At 63.0% G+C, this 14,433-nt stretch carries 10 protein-coding genes; 5 read left to right on the plus strand and 5 right to left on the minus strand.

Translation table 11 applies throughout. The features are described from left to right. Nucleotides 1-140 precede the first annotated feature (140 nt). Complete coding sequence (locus tag KQ661_RS10760; RefSeq protein WP_216686402.1) at nt 141-434, plus strand: type II toxin-antitoxin system HigB family toxin; 294 nt, start codon at nt 141-143, stop codon at nt 432-434. Between the two features lie 19 nt (nt 435-453). Beyond that, entirely contained in the window at nt 454-804 is a 351-nt protein-coding gene (locus KQ661_RS10765) for a helix-turn-helix domain-containing protein (RefSeq protein ID WP_216686403.1), read from the plus strand. Between the two features lie 267 nt (nt 805-1,071). On the opposite strand, the gene KQ661_RS10770 is transcribed toward KQ661_RS10765, so the two are convergent. The 4 genes from KQ661_RS10770 to KQ661_RS10785 all read right to left on the minus strand — a co-directional run bounded on the left by KQ661_RS10770 (nt 1,072) and on the right by KQ661_RS10785 (nt 9,346). Then, on the minus strand, nt 1,072-3,900 hold the full coding sequence (locus KQ661_RS10770) for an alpha/beta hydrolase family protein (protein ID WP_216686404.1): 2,829 nt from the start codon (nt 3,898-3,900) through the stop codon (nt 1,072-1,074). A 281-nt stretch (nt 3,901-4,181) separates the two neighbouring features. Next, complete coding sequence (locus KQ661_RS10775) at nt 4,182-5,585, minus strand: amidohydrolase family protein (protein WP_216686405.1); 1,404 nt, start codon at nt 5,583-5,585, stop codon at nt 4,182-4,184. 117 nt (nt 5,586-5,702) lie between these two features. Beyond that, nucleotides 5,703-8,234, minus strand: a complete 2,532-nt coding sequence (locus KQ661_RS10780; protein WP_235726961.1) for an ABC transporter permease — start codon at nt 8,232-8,234, stop codon at nt 5,703-5,705. A gap of 434 nt (nt 8,235-8,668) precedes the next feature. Continuing rightward, nucleotides 8,669-9,346 carry an ABC transporter ATP-binding protein gene (locus tag KQ661_RS10785; protein WP_216680625.1) on the minus strand — a complete coding sequence of 226 codons (678 nt, stop codon included), beginning with the start codon at nt 9,344-9,346 and terminating at the stop codon, nt 8,669-8,671. A 314-nt stretch (nt 9,347-9,660) separates the two neighbouring features. Between KQ661_RS10785 and KQ661_RS10790 the strand changes: the two genes are divergently transcribed. Beyond that, nucleotides 9,661-10,347: an arylesterase gene (locus tag KQ661_RS10790; RefSeq protein WP_216680626.1), complete on the plus strand. Its 687-nt coding sequence runs from the start codon at nt 9,661-9,663 to the stop codon at nt 10,345-10,347. 97 nt (nt 10,348-10,444) lie between these two features. On the opposite strand, the gene KQ661_RS10795 is transcribed toward KQ661_RS10790, so the two are convergent. After that, a complete protein-coding gene (locus KQ661_RS10795; protein ID WP_216680627.1) occupies nt 10,445-10,672 on the minus strand; it encodes a hypothetical protein in 228 nt (75 codons plus the stop codon). A 213-nt stretch (nt 10,673-10,885) separates the two neighbouring features. Here KQ661_RS10795 and murI point away from each other — a divergent pair, with 213 nt between their 5' ends. Then, nucleotides 10,886-11,734: a glutamate racemase gene (murI, locus tag KQ661_RS10800; protein ID WP_216680628.1), complete on the plus strand. Its 849-nt coding sequence runs from the start codon at nt 10,886-10,888 to the stop codon at nt 11,732-11,734. 105 nt (nt 11,735-11,839) lie between these two features. Next, nucleotides 11,840-14,368 carry a beta strand repeat-containing protein gene (locus KQ661_RS10805; protein WP_216686406.1) on the plus strand — a complete coding sequence of 843 codons (2,529 nt, stop codon included), beginning with the start codon at nt 11,840-11,842 and terminating at the stop codon, nt 14,366-14,368. Nucleotides 14,369-14,433 lie beyond the last annotated feature (65 nt).

Consider the following 14,433-nt stretch of genomic DNA (forward strand, 5'->3'; position numbering starts at 1 on the left):
CGCCCCTACCAGCGGCCTCTGACACGCCCCGTCGCGGCGGGGGCGGAGGGGCAGCGGGAACGATGCAACCGCGCTTTGTTGGCCAGCCGCAAACTGTTAGCTTCGCAGAAACGTTAGAGAATTACAAAATATGTAATCGTATGGTGGTGCTGGCTAAATCGGCGGTGAAGGAAGCGGCCATTCGGTACCCTGGCTGCGCCAGGGCGCTGAACGAGTGGTACGACGTGACCCGCGCCGCCAGCTGGAAGGATTTTCTGGCCGTGAAGCAGACGTATCGGAATACCGACTACGTGGCCCCTGACCGGCTGGTATTTGACGTGTGCGGCAACCGCCTGCGGGTGATTACGCTGGTGCATTTCAGCACCCGCACGCTGTACATCCTGTTCATCGGCACGCACGCCGACTACGATAAACTCGACGTGAGCGCACTTTAATCTTATAAACCTTCTTGCTATGACTATTCGCACCGCCACTGAATACCAAGCCGCGCTGCTGGAACTGAAGCGGCTTATTACCACGGCTCCCGAGGGCGACGCGGCCATTGCGACCCTGGCCGGAGCCATTGACGACTACGAAATTCGGGCTGGCCACGGCCCAGTGCGGCCTGATACGCTCATCGGCCGGCTGGAAATAGAGATGTTCAACCGCCAGCTCAACCGCAAGCAGATGGCCGAGCTGCTAGGCATCCCCGCCAGCCGGTTCAGCGACTTGCTCAATGGCAAAACCAGCGTGACCATGAGTCTGGCCAAGAAGCTTCATAAGACGCTGAATATTCCGGCCGATTTTATTCTGGAGGCGGCTTAGGCTTAGCTATTGTGCCGCCGCCCCTCCCGCCGCACCCGACACTCCCCGTCGCGGCGGGGGCGCAGGATAAGCTTCATAGTTTCAGTCAATGTAAAAGGTCCGTTTCCAGGGGTAGAAACGGGCCTTTTCTGCTGGGTCGTTCTGGCGGTGCGCTTTACCCCCGGCCCCTCTCCGAAAAGGCGAGGGGAGCCTGACGATGCTCCCGAACGCTCCCCCTCTCCTTTTCGGAGAGGGGGCCGGGGGGGGGGAGGCGAACGTTCGCACCGCCTACAACCCGGTTCCCTTCGAGGTTTCCAAACCCCAGTTGCGGCCTTTTTCCACGGCGGGTACGCCGGTGCTAAGCCACACGGGGGCGGGTTGGCCTTTGAGGTAGTGGTCGAAGAACTGCAGCTCGCGGATGGAAATATCCTTGCGGTTTTCGCGCTTCACCAGGTTGTGGGCTTCGCCGTTGTACTGCAGCAGCCACACGGGCTTGCCCAGGCGGCGCAGGTCGGTGAACATTTCGATGCCCTGGTACCACGGCACGGCCCCGTCGGCGTCGTTCGACATGATGACCACGGGCGTCTGCACTTTGGGCAGCGAAAACAGCGGCGAGTTGCGGATGTAGAGCTCGGGCTTTTCCCATAGGGTGCCGCCGATGCGGCTCTGGGTGCGCTCGTACTGGAACTGCCGGCTCATGCCCGATTCCCAGCGGATGCCGCCGTAGGCCGAGGTCATGTTCACGACGGGCGCGCCCGCCCAGGCGGCGGCGTACATGTTGGTCTGGGTGATGAGGTAGGCCACCTGGTAGCCGCCCCAGCTCTGGCCCTGCAGGCCGAGGTGCGCGGCATCGACCCAGGTATTTTGCTTGAGCGCTTCCACGCCGGAGTTGATGTACTCCATGGCCGAAGGGCCGGGCTCGCCCACGGTGTAGCTGATGTCGGGTGTGAAAACGAGGTAGCCGTTGCTGGCAAACATGGCGACGTCGAGCCGCGAGGGCGTGGGCGCGGGCGCCTGGTAGCGGTAGAGGCCGTCCGACAGCTTCTCGTAGAAGTACGAAATCATCGGGTACTTCTTCGTGGGGTCGAAGTTTTCGGGTTTGTAGAGCACGCCGGTGGCGGCGTGGCCCTGCGGCGTGGTCCAGTGCACGAGCTCGGCCGTGAACCAGTTGTAGTCCTTTTGCTGGGCATTAATAGCGCTGAGCCTGGTTTCCTTTTGCAGGTCAGCGCTCACATACACGTCGGCCGGCTGGCTTACGCTCGATTTGGTGTAGAGGTAGCGGCGGGCGTTTTTGGCCTGCTCCACGTTCGAGTAAGCCATGGGGGCCATGGCGAGGCGCTCGGGGGCCTTGGTGCCGGCGAGGGGCTTACGGTAGTAGCCCCAGGTTTTGTCCACGTCGTTCTGCGTCAGCAGCAGTAGTTCATCCTTGGGCTCGATAAACTTCTGCTTCTCTATCGGCAGGCGGTAGCGGAAGCGCAGCTTCTGCTGGCGGCCCAGGCCGGCGGTGAAATTGCTGGCCGAGCCGGTTTTGGGGTTGATTTTCCAGATATCGTATCGGTCGTAGAGTAGTACGGCTTCGTCGTTCTTCGTCCAGGCGGCCACGCCGTAGGGCTCGGGGTCGGTGGGCGAGTCGTTCTCCTCATCGGCGAAGCTGACGCCGGTTTTTTGGGTCAGGTTCACTGTTTGGCGGGTGGCCACCGAGTAGGCAAACCACGCCTTGGCCGCGTCGTCGTACCATAGGGCGAAGTCGCCGTGGGGCGAAATCTGGAAGCGGCTCTTGGAGGCTTTCGGGTTGATGGCCACGCGCTGGCCGGTGCGGGTAGAAACCAGGTAGGCCTGCTTGCGGGTGCTGCCTTCCCACTGCATCGACACGCGCTTGGCCGTGTCGGTGGTGGCTAGCACGTATTCGGCGTTGGTGTTGTCGGCCAGGTAGGAGTCGCGCAGGTACTCATCTTCCAGCTGCACAAACTTGTTGGCCTGCCTGGGGTAGATGACGGCCAGGTAGTTGCGCTGTAAATCCTTCTTCAACGTCTTCAGCTGCATGGGCTGCAGGTAGTCATCCTTGTAGTTCCAGATGTCGAGCTTGGCGTGCTCAAAGTCCACCAGCGTGGTATCCTGCGGCAGCGGGTTGGGCGCGGTGCCGAAAAACAGCTTCTCGCCGTTCTCGCTGAACTGGATTTTGCCGAAGCCGCTCGGCGACCAGTTCGCCTTCAACGCCTTGTCGCCCGGCCGCAAAACAATAGCCGCCGTGTCTTTCGTAAAGTCCGAGTAGTACAGGCCGAACGGCTTCACCAGTGCCTTTTCCGGGTGCTTTTCGGCTGCGAAAGCCAGCTGCCGGCCGGCGTCGTCAAACGCCAGGTTCTTATAGGTGCCCTTGCCGCTGCTCAGCTTCTTAAGGCTGCCTGAAGCTACATCAACCGCATACAAACCCGACTGCACGTCCTTGCTGCCTTTGGGGGCCAGCACGGCGAAAGCCACGCGGTTGCCCGGCTTGCTCATCTGGTAGTCGGTCACGGCCGCAAATTCGCGGGTGCGGCCGGTCAGCAGGCTGATGACCGTGAGCGGTGCGCCGGCTTTGTTAGCCCCGAGCAGGCCGTCGGTGAGTTTCTTCAGCGTGTCGGCTGGGGCGGTGGGTTTCGCCTCCTTCAGCGCCGGCTTGTTGCCCAGGAATGCCAACACGGGGGCTTTCTCAGCCAGCTGCCACGACTTCACGTTGGGGTATTTGGTGAGCTTGCCGGTTTCGAGCGCGAACACGCCCAGCGAATCCTTGGGCATATCGTCGGGCTTTTTCTTCTTGATTTTGGCCTGCCGTACCAGCGCATAAGGCGGCTTGATGGGGAAGACCACGAACTTCGAATCGGCCGAAAACGCCGCCGAGTCGCCCCGGCTGATGCTGGCCAGCGGGCGGTTATCAAAGGTTTTCAGGTAGAGCGTGCCGTCGCCCTGCTGGGGCTTTACCTGATACAGCACGTACCGGCCGTTGGGGCTGATTTTGGCGTTGGCCACGCTCTCCCACTTGTCATAAACAGAATGGTCGAGCGGCTTTTTGGGAGCCTGTTGGGCCAGCGCGGGCAGTTGGCTGGCGAGGCCGGCAAACAGAAGTAAGTGCTTGTGCATAGAGGGCGGGATTATGCCCAAATATAGCTCTGCGCTTCGCTAAGAATCCGCCCACCTAGGGCGTCATGCAGCGCGCAGCGAAGTATCTTTACCGCAACCGTAATTGATTGCATTGCGCGGTAAAGATGCTTCGCTGGGCTCTGCATGACGTGCTTTTTTAGCGTCTATTCGGATAGCCCCTAAGCTTCGGACGTGTCTGAAGAGGCGAAGTCACTTTAATCGCAGAATGCTCAGGATGACAGGGTTTTGCAGGAGTTAATAGTTGCTCTCCTTCCCTGATGCTACTTCCCGGCGGCCACCTGCTGCAAGCGCTGCCGCAACTGCTGCAGGTCTGGCTGTGAGAGGTATTGCCCATCGGCCAGCACGCCCACAATGCGCTGGGTATTGGCAATGTCGGTCAGCGGATTGGCGCTGAGCAGCACGAGGTCGGCCAGCCGGCCGGCCTGCACGGAGCCGAAATCGGCTTGCCGCTTGAAAAATTTCGCTGGGTTGAGCGTGGCGGTTTGCAGGGCTTCAAGGGGCGTGAAACCGGCCGCCACGAAGCGCTGCAGCTCCAGGTGCAGGCTGGCCCCCGGAATCAGGTCGACGCCCGCCGGGGTGTCGGTGCCGGCCAGGAAGCCTACGTGCGCCGCGTGCAGCTTTCGCACCAAGTCGAGCTCGTGGGTGACGAAGCGGGCGCGCACCGGCAGCGGCTCGGTGTCCATGGTGCGGATGATGCTGGCCTGGGCCTTGGGCCAGCGCTGCGCCACCCAGCTGTGGCCGGCGTAAGTCAGGTCGGGGTCTTGCCCCCAAGCAATGGAATCGACCAGCCATTGGCCCCGTTCCCAGTATAGGGTGGGGCATTGCCACACCTGCGGGTGCGCCGCCAGCACCCGGATAATGGCGGCCTCGCGGGGGGCGTTGTAAGTGGCCAGCAGCCGACCCGGCGACTTCTCCTGGCCCGCCACGTAGGCGTCTTCGGCCGTCGAGCTGGCTTCAAAAATGCCAATTAAGTGCTCGAAGGAGCGTTGGCCCGCCGTCAGGGCTTCGGTGGCGCGCACTGCGTCGGGCACGTGGCCGTCCAGGGCGAGGCCCACTTTCTTCGCTTCGGCCGCGATGGCGAAATAGGCTTCGCGCGGCACCAGCGACTGCACCTTGATGAAGTCGACGCCCCGCGCTTTGAGGCGGTCAACCGCCTGGCGGCCATCTTCGGGCGTCGCAATGGCGATGGAGGCCTTGTAGGGCGATTTCGGCCCGTCCAGCATCGGGCCGCTCACCACCAGGCGCGGTCCCAGCCGCCGGTGCGCGGCGATATCGGCCCGCGCTTTCAGTATCGAGTCAAGCTCGCTGCCCATGTCGCGGATGCCGGTGATGCCATTGGCCAGCAGCAGGGGCAGAATAAGGTCGGTGCCAGCGGCGGCCGTGCCGTCGAAATAAACGTGGGTATGCATGTCCCAGAGCCCCGGGATGAGGTACTGGCCGGTGGCGTCGACCACCTTTCCAACCTTCGGATTGACGCGAGCCGAAGGGCTCACCCGGGCAATGCGTTTGCCAGCAATTACCACCGTCATGTCGGGCCGGATGTTGCCCGTTGCCACGTCCACCACGTTGGCATGCACGATGGTCAGTTGCTGGGCTTGTGCCGCGCCGGACGTGAAGAGCAGCGCAATGCAAAGCCGTTTGGAGAATCGGATGAAGGCAGGCATAAGAAAAACGAATAAGTGCGGAAGCAAGCCTACTGGCTGCCTCGAAGGTAGGGCGCATAATGGCCAGTAGACTGCCCGGCCCTTGCCGGCGTCGCGGCCGTCGCTCATCCTACCGTTTTACCCTTCGGCCCGCAGCACCTCCAGCGGCGAGCGCCGCAGCACGTCGCGGCTATTGAACAGGCCAATGCCCGCCGTGAGCGCCGTCACCAGCCCTGCCAGGCCCAGCAGGGGCAGCACGGCCGGCCCGAAGCTGGCTTCGAACACCCACACGGCTAGCGCCCAGGCCGCCAGCACGGCCAGCCCAATGCCGGCCAGCGCCGCCAGCAGCCCCAACAGGCCGTATTCGACCAGCGTGATGCGCAGAATCTGGGCCCGGCTGGCGCCCAGCGTACGCAGCAGCACGCTTTCGCGCACGCGCTGGTAGCGGCTGATAACCACCGAGCTGCTGAGCACCAGCAGACCCGTGAGGATGCTGAAGCCAGCCATGAAGCGAATTACAAAAGATATTTTGTCCACGATATCGTTTAGCGTAGTCAGAATCAGGCCCAGGTCGATGGCCGACACGTTGGGGAACTGTTGCACCAAGGCCTGCTCCACGCGGGCCAGCGCCGCCGTGTTGGGCGTGCGCGTGAGCACGACCTCAAACTGTGGCGCGCCTTCGAGCACCCCGGCCGGAAAAATCACCAGGAAGCTGGGCTGCACCCGGCTGCGGTCAATTTCCCGGGTGCCGCCGATGATGGTGCGCTGCGACAGGCCCTGCACGTTGAAATCGAGCGTATCGCCCAGTTTCAGCTTAACGCGCTCCAGATAGCCGCTCTCCACTGAGATGCGCGGAATTTTATCGGGACCAATGCGGGGCCGGGTTCCGGCCGTGAGCTTTTCGGAGGAGTTCAGCGAGTCGCGGAATGTGACTCGGTACTCGCGGGTGAGGGCCCAGGCGGGAATGCCACGCGCCGTATCCTTCTTAATAATGGAGACGGATGTGCCGTTGATGGCCGTGAGGCGCATGGTCACGATGGGTACGCGCTGGAGCACGGGCAGCTTTTGCGCCGTCAGCAGTGCTTCCACCCCGGCGCGCTGCTCGGGCTGAATATCAAACAGCACGAGGTTGGCCGCCGATTTCTGGCCGGCAATCTGCACGCGGCCCAGCAGCATGGCCTGGGTGAGGAAGAGCGTGGCCAGTAGAAATGTGCCCAGTCCGATGGAGGTTACCAGCGTGAGCGTCTGGTTTTGGGGCCGGTAGAGGTTGGCCAGGCCCTGCCGCCACACGTAGCCCCAGCCGGCGGGAAAGAAGCGGCGCACGGCCCCCATCAGCAGGCGACCCAGCCCGGCCAGCGCCCCGAAGGCCGCCAGCAGCCCCGCTCCGAAGCCCAGCGTAAGCTTCCAGTCGCGCGTCTGGCCATAGGCGAAGGCGAGGATGAATACCCCGATGATGGCAATAACGACGAGTCGCAGCGGGTCGGGCGCGGCCGTATCGTCCTCAAACGCCGTGCGCAGCACCCGCAGCGGCGACACCCGCCGGATGCTCAGCAGCGGCAGCAGCGCGAAGAGCACCGCCATCAACAGCCCCGTGAGCAGGCCCGTGCCAATGGCGGCCCACGAGATGCTCACCGTAATATCCACGGGCAGGAAATCGCCCAGCACCCGCGGTAGCAACCCTTGCACGGCCGCCCCCAGCGCTGCCCCCAGCACCGCCCCGATGAAGCCGAGGCCGGTCGTTTGAATCAGATAAATTAGCAGCGCCTGCTTGCCGCTGGCACCCAGGCAGCGCAGCACGGCCACGGCGGCCAGCTTTTCGCGCACGTAGAGGTTCACGGCGCTGGCCACGCCCACGCAGCCCAGCAATAGCGCCACGAAGGCCACCAGGCTGAGGTAACGGGTTAGGTCGGCGAAGGCGCGGCCGGTGCTTTGCTGGCGGCTGGCCACGGTATCGGTGTCGATGTCGGCGGCGTCGAGGCGGGCCTGCAGGGGTTTGAGGATGGCGGCCACGTCGGTGTCCGGTGCAAACTGGTAGCTGCGGGTGTACTTCACCCGGCTGCCGCGCTGCACCAGCCCGGTGGCCGTGACCTGGCCCAGGGGCAGAAACACGGTAGGTGCCACGGCCGTGGTAATGCCCGACTGCCCCGGCGTTTTCAGCACGCGCCCAATGATGGGCAGCACCACCTGGCCCACCTGCACCGAATCGCCGATTTTAGCGCCGAACTGCACCAGCAACGCATCATCGACCAGCGCGCCCGGCGCGGCGGTCGTATCGGCGAAGTGGATAGCGGCCGCTTTTGGCTGCACCTCCCACGCACCGTAGAAAAAGCCGCCGGAGCGCGCCCGCACCTGCGCCAGCCGTGTGCCCTTGCCCGGCCGGAACTGCACCAGCGAAGCAAACGATATTTCCCGTGTGCAGGCCGTGCCGAGCCTGGCCAGGGCCGGTTCCACCTTGGGGTCGAAGGGCTGGTTGGCGCTCAGCACCAAGTCGGCCCCGAGCAGTTCCCGCGCCTGCCCGGCAATGCTGCGGGCCAGGTTGTCGCCAAAGGAATTGATGCCCACCAGCGCCGCGATGCCCAGGATAATGCTGGCCATAAAAAGCAGCAGCCGCGCCCGGCTGCGGCGGCTGTCGCGCCACGCCATGCGGAAAAGCCAGGAAGTATTGGTCATAATTTGAGAGATTAACTGGCGCGAGTTTGGGCGAAGCCGTAACTCGTGCCGGACTATGGGTGGAGGCTGTGCCTCCACTGCCGCGCAGCGGCAATGCTGAGCTGCGCAGTAAGCACGGTATTCTTTTGATAGCTACAGTTTCGCTAGCCATCGTTTGAATGAAGCGACAACTACAGGCGTGGTGTAAAGCGAGTTTGTGATTCGCTACGAATGCTCCGGAGGGCAAGTTCCCCCGGGTGGCAAGTTGCAAACTCGCCTCACCGTAGGCGCGTAGTCGTCGCTTCGCTTAGACTATGGCCAGTGTGCATGCTGCTTTTGGGATAAACGGTAGCTGCTCAGGCGAGTCGTTCTGGCTGGTCGTTCTGGTGCGAGGCACAGCCTCGCCCGATTTTGGGCACGAGTTACGGCTTTGCCCAAACTCGCGCCAGGCTGTGCTAATGAACTGCTTCCTCCACCACTTTACCCCCGCGTAGCCGCAGCGTGCGCTGTGTCTTCGCAGCCAGCTCCAAATCGTGGGTTACCAGCACCAGCGTGGTGCCGGCTTCGCGGTTGAGCTCGAACAATAAGTCCACTACTTTCTCGCTGGTGTCGGGGTCGAGGTTGCCGGTGGGCTCGTCGGCGAAGAGCACGGCGGGGCGGTTGGCGAAGGCGCGGGCCAGGCTCACGCGCTGCTGCTCGCCACCGGATAGCTGGGCGGGGTAGTGGCCAGCGCGGGCGGCCAAGCCCACGCGGTCGAGCAGGTCGAGGGCGGTTTTGGTGGCTCCGCGTTGGCCGCGCAACTCCAGCGGCACCAGCACGTTTTCGAGGGCCGTGAGGGTGGGCAGGAGCTGGAAGTTCTGGAAAATAAAGCCGACGTGCTGGTTGCGCACGGCGGCGCGCTCGTCCTCGCTCAGGTTATCGAGCTGAATATTATTCAGCCACACGCTGCCCGAAGTGGCGCGGTCCAGGCCGGCGCAAAGGCCCAGAAGCGTGGTTTTGCCCGAGCCCGAGGAGCCCACAATGGCAAAGGTGTCGCCGGCCGCCAGCTCGAAGCTGACGCCGTGGAGCACCGTGAGCGGCTGGCCGGCGCTGGGGTAGGTTTTAGTGAGGTTTTCGACGCGGAGAATGGACATTGATTATGGCAGGAGGGTGTGGGAGTAGGCGGGGAGGAGGGTTGGGAGGAAAAAAGAACGGTCATGCTCATCTGGTGTCCGCGCAGCCGAAGCATCTCGCGTGCAGCAGTGAATCAATCGTTGGCTACGCCGACCTTCGGCTGAAAAGGGATTAGTGGTGGCACGCGAGATGCTTCGGCTGCGCTCAGTATGACGTTCTTGTGGTTGGTCAAGCTGCTCACTACACAACCGCGCCGCCACCCGTTCGTTCCCTAAGACGTTGAAACCGCCGGCATGTTTTCCGGCTTTACGGTTTCGTGCCCCAAACGCTGCTTATGAAATTCCTGCATTTGCCCTTCGCCGCCCTGCTTGGGCTGGCCCTCACCGCCTGCAACGCCGGCCCCACGGCCGAGCAGCCGGCTGCTTCAGCTACGCCGGTTGCCACTGCCCCGGCCGCAGCCAAAACGTCCACCAAACGCCTGCTGTTCTTCGGCAACAGCCTCACCGCCGGCTACGGCGTAGAGCCTGAAGAAGCCTTCGCGGGCCTAATTGGCAATAAAATCGACTCCCTCAAACTCGGTTACGAAGTGATAAACGCCGGCCTGAGCGGCGAAACCACCGCCGGCGGCCGCAGCCGCGTGAGCTGGATTCTGAAACAGCCCGTCGACATATTCGTGCTGGAGCTGGGCGGCAACGACGGCCTGCGCGGCCTGCCCCTCTCGGCCACCCGCGAAAACCTGCAAGGCATCATCGACACGGTGCGGCGGCGTAGCCCCGGCGCGCAAATTGTGCTGGCCGGCATGCAGATTCCGCCCAACATGGGCCAGTCCTACGCCAATGATTTCAAGGCTATTTATCAGGAAATTGCTGCCAAAAACCACCTCGTTCTCATTCCCTTCCTGCTCGAAGGCGTGGGCGGCGACCGTAGCCTGAACCAGGCCGACGGCATTCACCCCACGGCGGCCGGGCACCGCATCGTAGCGCGCACAGTGTGGGCGGTGCTCCAGCCGCTGGTGCGGTGAGGTGTGAGATGGTGAAATGGTGAGGTTGATATGCAATTAGCGCGAGTGGTGCGGAAGAAACATCAACCTCACCACTTCACCATCTCACACCTCACTACTATATCACCCGCAGGCCGTCGAGGTTCACTTCGTCGCGCAGCAGCTCCAGGTGGCGGTAGGCGAGGGGGCGGCCGGCGTCGGTACTGAGCTCGGGGAGGGCGGCGTTGGCGGCATCCAGGGTGAGCTGCGTGAGCTTGCGCTCGCCCAGGTAGATAGCCACGGGCCGGCCCAGTTGGGCATCGTGTGCGGCCAGTGCGTCGTCGATTTCGGCTAGAATGGTGCTCATAGCAAAGAAAGTTGAGCGGATAATGATGCGGAAATATAGGGTTTAGTTATCAGTAACCGTGCCCTGTGGCCCGGCAACAGGCGCTGCTGGGCGGCGATTTGGTGGGCCATCATGCCGCGTATTCTGCCCGTTGGTTCGTTGCGCGCTGCATTCGCGTCCGAAAAAGGAGAGGCTGAACGAAACCAACAATCGGCCTTCGGCTACCTTTGCCTCATGACTACTGCTGCTCCCGCGCCGGCCGTTTCGGCGGCTTTGGCCGCCCGGCCCATTGGCATGTTCGACTCCGGTATTGGCGGCCTCACGGTGGCGCGGGCCGTGGCGCGCCGCCTGCCCCACGAGCAAATCGTGTACTTCGGCGATACTGCCCACCTGCCCTACGGCGATAAAAGCACGGCCGCCATTCAGGCCTATTCGGTGAAGATTTGCGACCTGCTGCTGCGCCAGAATTGCAAGCTGATTGTGATTGCCTGCAACTCGGCCTCGGCCGCCGCCTACGAGCTGGTGCGCGAGTACGTGGGGAGCAAAGCACAAGTGCTGAGTGTGATTGACCCCATTGTGGCGCACCTGGGCCAGGCCTACGCTGGCCGCCGCGTGGGCCTCATTGGCACGAAGCAGACGGTGAACTCCAACGTATATAAGAAGAAGGTCGACGACCTGAACGCCGGCGTGGACCTGCACTCGCTGGCCACGCCGCTGCTGGTGCCCATGATTGAGGAAGGCTTCTTCAAAAACGCTATTTCCGACGACATCATTGCTGCCTACCTCAGCCAGCCCGACCTGGCTAACATCGACGCGCTGGTGCTGGCCTGCACGCATTACCCGCTGATAAAGGAGCAGATTGCCCGCTTCTACGCCGGTGGGGTCGATGTGCTGGACGCTTCCGACGTGGTGGCGGCCGATACCGAAGCCTATCTGGCCGCCCACGGCCTGCTGGCACCCGCGTCGGAAACACCCCCGGCGCACCACTTCTATGTGTCGGATTTCACCCGCTCATTTGAGGAAAGTACGCGGATTTTCTTCGAGCAGGAAGTGCATTTAGAGCACTATCCCCTGTGGGATTAGGATAGGCGGGCCATCAATTCATCTCTTGGTAACACCACCCGCGCTACCTTTGCAGCTCAAGAGTCACTCCTTTTTTCATCTGTTCTTCACCACAACTTCCTCTTTATGAAAAGACTTCTTCTCTCGCTGCTGGCGCTTATGCCGCTAGGCAGCTGGGCCCAAACGCTTACCCAAGCCGACTTTACGGGTGTGGTAGTGCCTCAGTATCTGAGCAATGGCAACAATAGTGGCACGGCTACCTTTCCAGGCCCACGCCTGGCAGTAGCCTTCCGTGCTACGCTTACTAACCTCACCGCCAGCACGCTGTACCGCTACTACGTGCAGGCCGCTATGCAATCGGAATTCGGCGCTTCGGCTTCCGGCGCGGGCATTGTGCTGCTGGCCACGCCGGGCACCACGCCGGCCACCACTACCTATACCACGTCCAGCACGGGTAGCCTGTCTACGGCCGGCTCGTATGCCACCTTCACCACCGACGCCACGGGCAGCTATACGGGCTGGTTTTTCTTCGTGAACTCGAACAACGCCACCCGTTTCCAGACGCCGGGCACGGTCCTGTTCCCCACCATCACGCTGGCTGCCGATGCTACTCCGGCTACCGTGGTAGCCCGTCGGGCCCTCAACCAGAGCATCACCCTGCTGGGCTTCCTGTCGGGGGCCGGGGCCACCAACGGCACCCTGCTCACCGGCTCGTCGTCGGCCACGCCCAACAACGTGGTGTTTACCTATGACAACGTAGCCGGCACCGGCCGCCCGCTGAGCGGGGCCGTGGTCGAAAGCATTGGCGTAGCCACCGGCACCACCCAAACCGGTGCCACTCCCTACACGTACAGCACCACCGGCGGCTCCTACACCACCGTGGTGCCCAACACCCTCGCCACCGGCGTGCGCCGCGTAGAGCAGCGCTCCATTGTTGATAACTCGGTGGTAGGCTGCGCTTCCAGCACCACCGGCGTATGGCCCAGCGGTGCCAATACGGTAAACCCCACCGGCGGCATCACCACGCCCCTGGTGTTCACGGCTACCGATACGCCCCTGAACACCAGCGCCTGTGGCACGGTGGCCACGGCTTCCGTCACAGCTACGCCGGCCGGCCCGCTCACGTTTGCTACCACCACCAACACGGCTTCGGCCACCCAAACGGTTACCGTTGGCGGCAGCACCCTCACGGCCAACCTCGTCGTAACGGCTTCTACGGGCTACGAAGTAGCTTCGGCCGCCGCCGGCCCCTTCAGCGCCAGCGTATCGCTCACGCCCGCCAGCGGCGTGGTAGCTGCCACACCCGTGTATGTACGGTTGGCCAGCGCGGCCACGGCCAGCACCGTTGCCGGCACGCTCACGGTGGCCAGCACCGGCGCCACCAGCCAGACCATCACCCTGAACGGTACGGTTACGGCTGCGGCCGCCCTGCCCACCATCGCCAGCTTCACGCCCACCAGCGGCCCCGTTGGCACCACTGTTACCGTAACCGGTACCAACTTCACCGGCGCGAGCGGTGCTACGCTCAACAGCCTGGCCGTGAACAACTTTATGGCAATGAGCGCCACGTCGGTAATGTTTGACGTGCCCACCAACGCCACCAGTGGTGTCATTACCGTGACCACGGCAGCCGGCACGGCCACTAGCACGGGCATCTTCACGGTGACGGTTGCGGTCGTAACGCCGGTAGTTTCGGCCCTGACGCCCGGCGTACTCGTGACGGGTAGTGCCGCTACTACGCTGGTTATCACCGGCACGGGCTTCACCAGCACTTCCACGGTTAACTTCAACGGGGTTTCGTACCCCCAGTCCACCAGCACGGCCACTTCCATTGAGGCCGTTATCCCGGCCAGCGCCCTGACCGTGGCCGGTTCCTACCCCGTGTCGGTTACGAACACGGCCGGTACGTCCAACGCCTTCACCCTGACGGTGAATAACCCCAGCACAGCTACCGCTTACGAAAATTTCGAAGCCGGTACCAAAACGTCGTATAACGCTGCTGCCGTGGTCCTAACCAGCGGCTCCTGGACATTCTCCGATGCCCTCATCGGCACGGCCTTCAACGACCGTTCTAACGGCCTGAAATCGGCCCGCATCCGCGTCGGCTTCATCCGCATGGACTTCGACAAGCCCAACGGCGCTGGTACCGTGATTGTGAACGCCGGCTCGTTTGGCGTCGACACTCCGGTTTCCTTCATTTTGGAAGTTTCGACCGACGGTGGCACCACCTTCACCACGGTGCCCGGCGCGCCGGCCCTGCTCACCAGCACACTCACGCGCTACACCTTCACGGTGAACCGGAGCGGCAACGTGCGTTTCCGCATCACGAGCACGGCCACGGTTGCTACCACGCGCATCAGCATCGATGATATCTCCATTGCCAACTATACCGGTACGGCCACGCTGGCCAGCCAGGCGCTGCCCGGCCTGTCGGTGTTCCCGAACCCGGCGGCCGACCGTGTCACGGTAAGCCTGCCCACGGCGGGTGCTGCTACAGTTGCTCTGCGCGACCTGACCGGCCGCGTGGTGCTGGCCCCGGCCGCGCTGGGTGCCGATAAGCAATTGGTGCTGCCGACCTCGCTGGCCTCGGGCGTTTACTTGCTGGAGGTGAAGCAGGGCGGTGTGACCGCCGTGCGCCGCATCGAGAAAAACTAAGCTGTGGTATCAGCTGGCCGAAGCAGGCCAGCACCAGTGAGAAAGCCCCCGCCCACGCGGGGGCT

The sequence above is a fragment of the Hymenobacter siberiensis genome (assembly GCF_018967845.1).
GTDB lineage: Bacteria > Bacteroidota > Bacteroidia > Cytophagales > Hymenobacteraceae > Hymenobacter > Hymenobacter siberiensis.

Coding starts and splice junctions, on each gene's coding strand:
- KQ661_RS10790 (WP_216680626.1), top strand. CDS start 9,661: ATGAAATTCCTGCATTTGCCCTTCGCCGCCCTGCTTGGGCTGGCCCTC.
- KQ661_RS10780 (WP_235726961.1), bottom strand. CDS start 8,234: ATGACCAATACTTCCTGGCTTTTCCGCATGGCGTGGCGCGACAGCCGC.
- KQ661_RS10805 (WP_216686406.1), top strand. CDS start 11,840: ATGAAAAGACTTCTTCTCTCGCTGCTGGCGCTTATGCCGCTAGGCAGC.
- KQ661_RS10775 (WP_216686405.1), bottom strand. CDS start 5,585: ATGCCTGCCTTCATCCGATTCTCCAAACGGCTTTGCATTGCGCTGCTC.
- KQ661_RS10785 (WP_216680625.1), bottom strand. CDS start 9,346: ATGTCCATTCTCCGCGTCGAAAACCTCACTAAAACCTACCCCAGCGCC.
- KQ661_RS10795 (WP_216680627.1), bottom strand. CDS start 10,672: ATGAGCACCATTCTAGCCGAAATCGACGACGCACTGGCCGCACACGAT.
- KQ661_RS10765 (WP_216686403.1), top strand. CDS start 454: ATGACTATTCGCACCGCCACTGAATACCAAGCCGCGCTGCTGGAACTG.
- murI (WP_216680628.1), top strand. CDS start 10,886: ATGACTACTGCTGCTCCCGCGCCGGCCGTTTCGGCGGCTTTGGCCGCC.
- KQ661_RS10770 (WP_216686404.1), bottom strand. CDS start 3,900: ATGCACAAGCACTTACTTCTGTTTGCCGGCCTCGCCAGCCAACTGCCC.
- KQ661_RS10760 (WP_216686402.1), top strand. CDS start 141: ATGGTGGTGCTGGCTAAATCGGCGGTGAAGGAAGCGGCCATTCGGTAC.